This window comes from Cellulosimicrobium sp. CUA-896, assembly GCF_001942335.1.
GTDB lineage: Bacteria > Actinomycetota > Actinomycetes > Actinomycetales > Cellulomonadaceae > Cellulosimicrobium.
On the sequence record NZ_MKKH01000060.1, the window covers coordinates 1 to 8,650 of the forward strand.

At 76.8% G+C, this 8,650-nt stretch carries 9 protein-coding genes and 3 pseudogenes; 4 read left to right on the forward strand and 8 right to left on the reverse strand.

The genetic code is table 11. The annotated features are described in order from the left end of the window. Window positions 1-260 (reverse strand): annotated as a pseudogene (locus BJF88_RS15405) (oxidoreductase); the annotation flags it as partial. A gap of 149 nt (window positions 261-409) precedes the next feature. Further along, window positions 410-1,087, reverse strand: coding sequence for a helix-turn-helix domain-containing protein (locus BJF88_RS15410; RefSeq protein ID WP_075829452.1), 678 nt, complete (start codon window positions 1,085-1,087; stop codon window positions 410-412). Between the two features lie 244 nt (window positions 1,088-1,331). On the opposite strand from BJF88_RS15410, the gene BJF88_RS15415 reads away from it, so the two are divergent. Then, window positions 1,332-2,147 carry a class I SAM-dependent methyltransferase gene (locus tag BJF88_RS15415; RefSeq protein WP_075829453.1) on the forward strand — a complete coding sequence of 272 codons (816 nt, stop codon included), beginning with the start codon at window positions 1,332-1,334 and terminating at the stop codon, window positions 2,145-2,147. Here the strand turns inward: BJF88_RS15415 and BJF88_RS15420 are convergent. Further along, window positions 2,134-2,946, reverse strand: a complete 813-nt coding sequence (locus BJF88_RS15420) for an SDR family oxidoreductase (protein WP_075829457.1) — start codon at window positions 2,944-2,946, stop codon at window positions 2,134-2,136. The genes BJF88_RS15415 and BJF88_RS15420 overlap by 14 nt on opposite strands. A 291-nt stretch (window positions 2,947-3,237) precedes the next feature. On the opposite strand from BJF88_RS15420, the gene BJF88_RS15425 reads away from it, so the two are divergent. Genes BJF88_RS15425 through BJF88_RS15435 form a run of 3 tightly spaced genes read left to right on the forward strand, consistent with a single transcriptional unit; the run spans window position 3,238 to window position 6,295 of the window. Then, window positions 3,238-4,317 carry a putative F420-0 ABC transporter substrate-binding protein gene (locus BJF88_RS15425; protein WP_255372089.1) on the forward strand — a complete coding sequence of 360 codons (1,080 nt, stop codon included), beginning with the start codon at window positions 3,238-3,240 and terminating at the stop codon, window positions 4,315-4,317. After that, complete coding sequence (locus BJF88_RS15430; RefSeq protein WP_187346238.1) at window positions 4,314-5,390, forward strand: putative F420-0 ABC transporter permease subunit; 1,077 nt, start codon at window positions 4,314-4,316, stop codon at window positions 5,388-5,390. Before BJF88_RS15425 ends, BJF88_RS15430 begins: the two co-directional genes overlap by 4 nt. Further along, window positions 5,387-6,295, forward strand: a complete 909-nt coding sequence (locus BJF88_RS15435; RefSeq protein ID WP_083649195.1) for a putative F420-0 ABC transporter ATP-binding protein — start codon at window positions 5,387-5,389, stop codon at window positions 6,293-6,295. The genes BJF88_RS15430 and BJF88_RS15435 overlap by 4 nt, the downstream gene beginning before the upstream one ends. Window positions 6,296-6,340: 45 nt before the next feature. On the opposite strand, the pseudogene BJF88_RS15440 reads toward BJF88_RS15435, so the two are convergent. The 5 genes and pseudogenes from BJF88_RS15440 to BJF88_RS20585 form a co-directional block, all read right to left on the reverse strand. Further along, window positions 6,341-6,718: pseudogene (locus tag BJF88_RS15440) on the reverse strand (TIGR03667 family PPOX class F420-dependent oxidoreductase); the annotation flags it as partial. Window positions 6,719-6,763: 45 nt separating this feature from the next. Beyond that, the gene (locus BJF88_RS15445) at window positions 6,764-7,204 is read right to left on the reverse strand and encodes a CoA-binding protein (RefSeq protein ID WP_075829455.1); all 441 of its coding nucleotides are present in this window, start codon (window positions 7,202-7,204) and stop codon (window positions 6,764-6,766) included. A gap of 81 nt (window positions 7,205-7,285) precedes the next feature. Continuing rightward, window positions 7,286-7,747 carry a DUF1772 domain-containing protein gene (locus BJF88_RS15450; protein WP_075829456.1) on the reverse strand — a complete coding sequence of 154 codons (462 nt, stop codon included), beginning with the start codon at window positions 7,745-7,747 and terminating at the stop codon, window positions 7,286-7,288. Continuing rightward, on the reverse strand, window positions 7,744-8,475 hold the full coding sequence (locus BJF88_RS15455) for an NmrA family transcriptional regulator (RefSeq protein WP_222844025.1): 732 nt from the start codon (window positions 8,473-8,475) through the stop codon (window positions 7,744-7,746). Before BJF88_RS15455 ends, BJF88_RS15450 begins: the two co-directional genes overlap by 4 nt. Next, window positions 8,391-8,650 (reverse strand): annotated as a pseudogene (locus BJF88_RS20585) (hypothetical protein); the annotation flags it as partial. The pseudogene BJF88_RS20585 and the gene BJF88_RS15455, both read right to left, overlap by 85 nt.

An 8,650-nucleotide genomic window follows, 5' to 3' on the forward strand; every position in this document is an offset into this window, starting at 1 on the left:
GCGAGCAGCGCCGCGCCCGCCGGCGGGCGGCGGAGCTCGAGCCACCCGCTCAGCGCGGCGCCGGCGGCGAGCACCACGCCCATCGAGGCGAGCAGCACGGCCTTGTCCGCCGTCCCGAACGTCGCGATCGCCCAGTCCTTGACCGGTGCCGGGACGACGTCGACGACGCCGGCGCCGGCGGCGAACAGCGGGCTCGAGCCGGGGGCCACGACCGCGGCGGCGAGCTCGGCGACGGCGAACCCGACGGCGGCGGCGACCACGCCCGCGAGCGCCGCCAGGACGGCCGACCGGCGTGCGCGGGCCGGCGGTGCACCGCCGGGCGACCGACCGTCGGGTGCGGGGCGGTCGGGAGCGGGACGGTCGGGCGCGGTACGGGGAGGTTCGGCCGGCACGTCCTCAGCCTCGCACGCTAGGCCGCGGGGCGCGGGACGCGGGCGAAGTCGCCCTGACCGATCCAGCGGGGCAGGCTGCGACGCGCGGTCGCCGGCCCCTCGATCACCACGGCACCGCTGCGCAGCGCGTGCTCCCACGACGTGTCGCCGCGCCAGACCCGCGTGAGCACGCGCAGGCCCGACCGGACCACGACCGTCGGCTCGAGGCCCGGGTCGACGTCGCAGAGGTCGGCCTCGCCGCCGCGCACGAGGAGCCACCAGCGCGCCACCGCTCGTTCCACGTCGTCGAGGCGGAACTCGACGACGGTCGGCTCGCGCGGCCAGGTCTCGACGGGGACGGTGCGGCGCACGTCCCAGAACAGCAGGTGGGGATCGAGGTCGTCCTCCCCCAGCTCGCCGATCCACCGCACGCCCCAGGCGCCGAGCGCCTCGACGACGGGGCGCAGCTCCTCCCCGGCCGCGGTCAGCCCGTACACGGGCCGGCCGGCGTCGTCGTGGCGCCGGACGACGCCCGCCCGTTCGAGCGTGCGCAGGCGCTTGGCGAGCAGCGCGGGCGACATCCGCGGGTTGCCGCGGCGCAGCTCGTTGAAGTGCGTGCTGCCGGCGAGGAGCTCGCGCACGACGAGCAGCGTCCACCTCTCGTCGAGCAGCTCCATCGCCTTGGCGACGGGGCAGAACTGGCCGTACGTCGACATCGCGGCCTCCTCACCTCGACTCCAGTGAACCGCTGCCGGGCACGGGCGACCAGTGCCCGCGGGGCCGGAGAGCAGGAGCCCGCGCGGCTCGCGGCACGGGTCCACGGCATGGGTCCACGGCACGGGTCCACGGCACGGGTGCGGGTACAGATCCGGAACTGGATGCCGGCGCGGGCTCGGCCGAGGCTGGACGGACGTGACCCACCACGGCCCGCGCCCGCGGGCACGACAGCAGGAGCAGGACATGACGGACACCGTGACACCCTCGGACCTCAAGGCCAGGCACCGCGCCATGTGGGCGTCGGGCGACTACCCGGCGGTCGCGGAGGTGGTGCGCCCGCTCGGCGAGGACCTCGTCGCCGCGTGCGGGGTGCGCACCGGCCAGCGGGTGCTCGACGTGGGCGCCGGCACGGGGACCGCGGCGATCGCCGCCGCGGCGGCGGGGGCGGACGTGGTCGCGTCCGACCTCACGCCCGAGCTGCTCGACGTCGGGCGCCGGGCGGCGGCGGAGCGCGGCGTGGAGCTCTCCTGGAAGCAGGCGGACGCCGAGATGCTGCCGTACGACGACGCGTCGTTCGACGTGGTGCTGTCGAGCATCGGCGTCATGTTCGCGCCGCACCACCAGGACGCGGCCGACGAGCTCGTGCGCGTCGTGCGGCCGGGCGGGACGGTCGGGCTCGCGAGCTGGACGCCCACCGGATTCATCGGGCAGATGTTCGCGACGATGAAGCCGTTCGCGCCCGCTCCCCCGCCCGGCGCGCAGCCTCCGCCGCTGTGGGGCGACGAGGACCACGTGCGCGCGCTCCTCGGGGACCGGGTCCGGGACGTGCGCACCGCGGTGCGGACCCTGCCCGTGACGGCCTTCGCCGACGGCGAGGCGTTCCGCGAGTTCTTCGCCTCCCGGTACGGGCCGACGATCGCCGTCCGACGCGCGCTCGCCGACCAGCCCGAGCGCCTCGCCGGGCTCGACGCGGCGCTGCGCGACCTCGGCGACCGCTCCCTGGACGCGGACGGTGCGATGGGGTGGGAGTACCTGCAGCTCGTGGCTACTCGGGCCTGACCTTCGGCACGAGCGGGCCGCGCCACACCGACGTCGTGGACGCCTGGGCGAGGGGTCGCAGGATCAGGGAGTCGATGTTGACATGGTGCGGGCGCGTGACGGCGAACGTGACGACGTCGGCCACGTCGTCGGCCGTGAGCGGGTTCTCCACGCCGGCGTACACGGCGTCGGCGCTCTCCTGGTCGCCGCCGTAGCGGGTGAGCGAGAACTCGGGGGTGTGCACCATGCCGGGGGCGATCTCGATGACGCGGACGGGTTCGCCGGCGAGCTCGAGCCGCAGCGTCCGCGCGAGGCCGACCATCGCGTGCTTGGACGCGACGTAGCCGGACCCGCCGGGGTAGCCGTCGTGGCCCGCGGTCGACGTCAGGAGCACGACGTCGCCGCGACCCGACGCGCGCAGCAGCGGCAGGAACGCCTTCGTGACCCGGACCGTGCCGAGCACGTTCGTCTCGTACATCGCGCGCCACCCGTCGAGGTCGGCGGCGTCGACGTGGTCGACGCCGAGCGCGAAGCCGGCGACGTCGAGCAGCGCGTGCACCGGTCCGCGCGCGCCGGCCTCCGCGACGAGACGGGCGACGTCGTCGTCGGACGTCACGTCGCCGACCACCGGGTGCGCGCCGGTGCGCTCCGCGACGTCCGCGAGGCGGTCCGCGCGCCGCGCGAACGCGACGACGTCCCAGCCGAGGTCGCGCAGCCGGCGCACGCACGCCTCGCCGATGCCCGACGACGCGCCGGTCACCACGGCACGCAGCGGGGTCGTCGTCGCGCTTCGCGAGGTCGTCGTCTCGTGGTCCGTCACGGCGACACTGTGCCACGAGCGCTCGTCGGCGAGCACCCTGGCACCTCAGGTCCGCGCACCGCGGACGTCGAGCCGGTGCCCGGGCGGCACGCGGGCGCCGCGTCGTACTAGGGTGGAGGCGGACCGCGGGCCGCACGCATTGGCCCGGCGGGGCGGCCCCGACACTTGGGCCGCAGGTCCGCGCGCGCGAGATGACGCGCCCAGCACAGCACCGAAGCCGCCGACGACGCACGCCCCCGGGCAGGCCCCGAGGTGCGCCGTCGTGCGCCCGACCCCGCCGGAGTGAACCGCGTGCCCCTTCCTGGTCCCCTGTCCCGCCGCCCGTCCCGCCGCCCCGCTCGTCAGCACCTCGCCGTCGCCGGCGCGACGGTCCTCCTCGTCGCCGTCACCGCGTGCTCGTCGGGCACCGGTACCGGAGACCCGGGCGACGACGGCGGACCCGCGTCGTCGGGCACGACGGCCGACGGCACCGCGAGCGCGACGGAGTACCCCCTCACACTCGACGACTGCGGGGTCGAGGTGACGTTCGACGAGGCCCCCGAGCGGGTGGTGACGATCAAGTCGAGCACCACGGAGATGCTGCTCGCCCTCGGGCTGGGAGACCGGATCGTCGCGACCGCGTTCCTGGACGGGCCGGTCCCCGAGTCGCTCGCCGACGCCGCGGCGGACGTGCCCGCCGTGGCGGAGCCGATCTCGGACCAGGTGCCCGGGGCCGAGGCGGTCCTCGGGCTCGCCCCGGACCTCGTCTACGCCGGCTGGGAGTCCAACCTCACCGCCGAGGGCGCCGGCGACCGCGAGACGCTCGCGCAGCTCGGCGTCGCGACGTACGTCTCCCCCGCGGCGTGCAAGGCGCCCGGCTCCATGCCGGACCGGCTGGCCTTCGACGACGTCTTCGCCGAGATCACCGAGGTCGGCGAGATCTTCGACGCCGCCGACGCGGCGGCCGAGCTGGTCGCCGAGCAGCGCGCGACGCTCGACGGCGTCGCGCCCGACGGCCGCGGCCTCACCGCGCTCTGGTACTCCTCCGGCGACGACATCCCGTACGTCGGCGCCGGCATCGGCGCGCCGCAGATGATCATGGACGCCGTCGGGCTGGAGAACGTCGCGGGCGACGTCGAGGACACGTGGACGTCGTTCGCCTGGGAGGAGGCGATCGCGGCCGACCCGGACGTCCTCGTGCTCGTCGACGCCACGTGGAACACCGCGGAGTCGAAGGTCGAGCGCCTGGAGTCCAACCCGGCGACCGCGGAGATGACCGCCGTGCGCGAGGGCCGGTACCTGACGGTCCCGTTCCCGGCGACGGAGGCGGGCGTGCGCAACGTCGACGCGGTCGTCGACCTCGCCGCCCAGCTGGAGGCGCTCGACCTGTGACGGCACTGCGCGAGCGCACCGAGGCCCCCGCGACGGCGGGGGCGGTCCGCCGCGCGCGCCACGGCGGCGCGTGGTGGCTGCCCGCCGCCGTCGCCGCGCTCGTCGTCACGGTGCTCGTCGCGGTGACGATCGGGCCCGCGGACCTGTCGGTGGGCGACGTGTGGCGCGCGGTCGCGACGCACCTCGGGCTCGGCGGCGCGCTCGGCCTCGAGCCCCTCGCCGCGCTCCAGGACGGCATGGTCTGGCAGCTGCGTCTGCCGCGCGTCCTCACCGCCGCGGCGGTGGGTGCCGGGCTCGCGGTGTGCGGCGTCGTCATGCAGTCGCTCACGCGCAACCCGCTCGCCGACCCGTACCTGCTCGGGCTGTCGTCGGGCGCGTCGCTCGGCGCGGTGCTCGTGCTCGTCGTCGGCTGGACGGTGCTGCTGCCCGTCGCGGCGTTCGGCGGGGCGGTGGCGGCGCTCGTCGCGGCCCTCGCCCTCGCCGGGGCGATCGGGACGATCACGCCGACGCGGACGGTCCTCGCCGGCCTGGCGGTGAGCCAGCTCGCCGCCGCCGCGACGAGCTTCGTCATCTTCTGGTCGGCGACCGGCGACTCCTACCGCGAGATCCTGTCGTGGCTCATGGGGTCCGTCGCGGGCGCGACGTGGACGTCGGTCGCGGTCGCCGGCACCGCGACGCTCGTCCTGGGTTCGTTGCTGGCGTCGACCGGGTCGGTGCTCGACGCGTTCACGTTCGGCGACACGGCCGCCGCGGCGCTCGGGGTCGACGTCGCGCGCGTGCGCTGGGCGCTGCTCGTCGGCGTCGCGCTGCTCACCGGCGCGCTCGTGTCCCAGTCGGGGTCGATCGGCTTCGTCGGGCTGATCCTGCCGCACGCCGTCCGGCTGCTCACCGGGGCACGGCACCGGCTGCTGCTGCCGCTCTCGGCGCTGTTCGGCGCGACGTTCCTCGTCTGGGCCGACACGCTCGCCCGCACCGTGTTCGCGCCGCGCGAGCTGCCGGTCGGGATCGTCACCGCCGCGGTCGGCGCACCCGTGTTCGCGCTGCTGCTGTGGCGCGGGAGGAGGGCGGCATGACCGACGTGCGCACCGGGGGCCCGACGGCGCCCGCCACGACTGTCCCGGCCGTCGGCTCTCCTGCCGCTCCGCCGGCCTCCGCCCACGCCGGGGCCGACCGCGCGCCCGCGCACGGCCGGGCGGCGGGGCTCGACGCCGCCCGCGTCTCCTGGTCGGTCGACGGGCGCCTCGTCCTCGACGGCGTCGACGCCACCGCCCCGGCCGGTGCGGTGAGCGGGCTGCTCGGCCCGAACGGCTCGGGCAAGTCGACGCTGCTGCGCGTGCTCGCGGGCGTGCAGGCACCGTCCGACGACGCCGCGCGGGTGCGGTTCGCCGGTGACGAGCTGCTGGCCCTGCCGCGGCGGCGCCGGGCCCGCGTGCTCGCGCTCGTCGAGCAGGACGCGACCACCGACCTGCCGCTGACGGTGCTCGACGCCGTCCTGCTCGGCCGGATCCCGCACCGTTCCCTCCTCGCGGGCGACTCGGCGCACGACCGCGAGGTCGCGCGCGACGCGCTGCGCACCGTCGGGATGGAGGAGCTCGGCGACCGTCAGGTCGCGACGCTCTCGGGCGGCGAGCGACAACGTGTCCACATGGCCCGCGCGCTCGCGCAGCAGCCGGCGCTGCTCATGCTCGACGAGCCGACGAACCACCTCGACATCGCGGCCCAGCTCGACGCGATGCGCGTGCTGCGCCGCCTCGCCGGCGACGGCGTGACGGTGCTCGCGGCCCTGCACGACCTCACCCTCGCGGCGCAGACGTGCGACCACGTGGTGCTGCTGTCCGGCGGGCGGGTCGTCGCGGCGGGCGACGTGCACGACGTGCTCGTGCCGGACGTGCTCGACCCGGTCTACGGCGTGCGGACCGAGGTGCTGACGCACCCGGGGACCGGCCGGCCGGTGCTCACGTTCTCGGCGCGGGACTGACCCGGGAGGGACGCCCCCGGGGGCTCCGGTGCGGAGCCGGCGCGCTCAGAAGCCGCGCAGCCGCTCGGGGCGCACGCGCACGGTCACGGAGAAGTCCGCGTGGAAGGCGTCGGGCGTCGTGCCGAGACCGCGGATGTCGTCGGCGTACTTCTCGTCGTACGCGGCGCGCTCGGCGGGCGTGAGGCCGGCGGCGTCGACGACCGCGGTGCCGGTGAGCACGACGACGTCCCCGCCCGAGCGCGTGCTGTTGAGGTGCACCGCGACGCGCTCGTTCCCCCGCACGTTGCGCAGCTTGGCGGTGCGCGGCTGGCTCTGCAGCACGACGTCGCCGCCGGCACCCCACAGGAACCACACCGGGGTCGGCTGCGGCGCGCCGTGCGGGTCGACGGTCACGAGCCAGAGCACCCTCTCGTCGGCCAGCCGGGCCGCGGCGCGCCGGCCGAGCTCGTGCCGGGGTCGACCACGCGCTCATGCCGCGCTCCCGAGCCGCGGCAGCTCGATCGCCGGGCAGCGGTCCATGACCATGTCGAGCCCGGCGTCGCGCACGCGCCGCGCCGCGTCCTCGTCGATCACGTCGAGCTGGAACCACACGGCCTTCGCGCCGATCGCGACGGCCTGGTCCGCGACGTCGCCCGCGAGCTCCGACCGCACGAAGACGTCGACGACGTCCACCGGGAACGGGATGTCCGCGAGCGACGCGTACCCCTGCTCCCCGTGCACGGTCTCGGCCGACGGGTGGACGGGCACGACGCGCTTGCCGTGCCGCTGCAGCACCCGCGCGACGCCGTACGCGGCGCGCGTGGTGTTGTTCGACAGGCCGACGACGGCCCACGTCCCGGTCTCCTGCAGGACGCGGCGGACCGTGTCGTCCTCGGCCGGCCGTCCCGTCGCGTGCTCGGTGTCCGTCATGCCGGTGACAACGGCACGCCGCGCCCCGCCATTCCAGCCGTCGGTGCGCGCGGTCGTCCACGCCCCGGGAGGACGGACGCCTCAGGCGGTGGCCGCGACGACGAGCAGCGCCGTCGCCACGGCACCGGCGGCGGTGCGGACGTGGTTCCACGCGAGCCACCGCGGGACGAAGAGGGCCCACTCCGCCGCCGGGTCGGACGCGGCGTCGAGGCGCTCGTTGAGCGGCACGTTGCCGACACCTGTCACGCCGAGGATCCCGACGAGCGCGACGACCGCGCCCGCGAGCGCCCACCACGCGCCGTCGGCCCTGCCGGCGAGCCCGACGACGGCCGCCGCCGCGGGCAGCAGCACCGACGCGGCGAGCAGGACCATGAGGGGCGGGCGCAGGGCGGCGCGGTTGACGGACCGCATCGCCGCGGCGCCGGCGGCGGGCTCGAGCCGGTGCAGCCCGGCCATGACGAACGCCGAGAACGCGTAGAGCACACCTCCGGCCAGGCCCGTGGCGACGGCGGCGAGCACGACGAGCAGGTCGTAGGCCGTCACGGCTGCGCCCCCGCGGTGCCGCCGGCCCGCGCGCCGGGGACGGACGCGGCCACCGGTGCCGCCCAGGCCGCCGCCTCGCGCTCCGCGACCTCGCGCAGGTCGCGGGGCTCGCGCCCGAGCGCCGCACGCACGCCGTCCGCGACGGGCGTCCCGCGGCCGTCCAGCACCTCGGTGAAGAGGTACTCGAGGAGCTCGACGGCGTCGTCGGGGACGCCCTCGGCGCGCAGGCCGGCGGCGAACGCGTCCGCCGTGACCGGGACGTACGCGACCTCGCGCCCGCTCGCCGCCGCGATCTCCGCCACGGCCTCGGCGAAGGTCAGCGCCCGCGGGCCGGTGAGCTCGTACACGCGGCCGGCGTGCGCGTCGTCGGTCAGGGCCGCGACGGCGACGTCGGCGACGTCCTCGAGGTCGACGAACGGCTCGGCGACCCCGTCCACCGGCAGCACGACCGCGCCGTCGAGGACGGCGTCGCGCAGGAAGCTCTCGCTGAAGTTCTGGGCGAAGAAGGCGCAGCGCACGACGGTGCGGCCCGGGAACGCGTCGCCGACCATCGCCTCGGCCCGCTGCGCCTCGGTCTCCCCGCGGCCCGAGAGCAGGACGAGGCGTCGGACGCCCGCGTCGCGGGCGAGCGCGGCGAGACGGGTCACGGTCTCCGGCGCGCCGGGGACGGCGAGGTCCGGCGCGTAGGCGACGTACACCGCGTCGGCCCCGCGAGGACGGTGGGCCACGTCGTCTCGTCGGCCCAGTCGAAGCGCGTGGAGGCGTCGGCGCCGCCGCGCGACGCACGCCGCACCGGCAGGCCGAGCGCGTCGAGACGCGCGGCCACGCGCCGTCCGCTCTTCCCCGTCGCGCCGAGCACGACGCACGTGCCGGGTGCGTCGGCCGGGCTCGTACCCGGCGCCG

Coding starts and splice junctions, on each gene's coding strand:
- BJF88_RS15435 (WP_083649195.1), top strand. CDS start 5,387: ATGACCGACGTGCGCACCGGGGGCCCGACGGCGCCCGCCACGACTGTC.
- BJF88_RS15445 (WP_075829455.1), bottom strand. CDS start 7,204: ATGACGGACACCGAGCACGCGACGGGACGGCCGGCCGAGGACGACACG.
- BJF88_RS15410 (WP_075829452.1), bottom strand. CDS start 1,087: ATGTCGACGTACGGCCAGTTCTGCCCCGTCGCCAAGGCGATGGAGCTG.
- BJF88_RS15415 (WP_075829453.1), top strand. CDS start 1,332: ATGACGGACACCGTGACACCCTCGGACCTCAAGGCCAGGCACCGCGCC.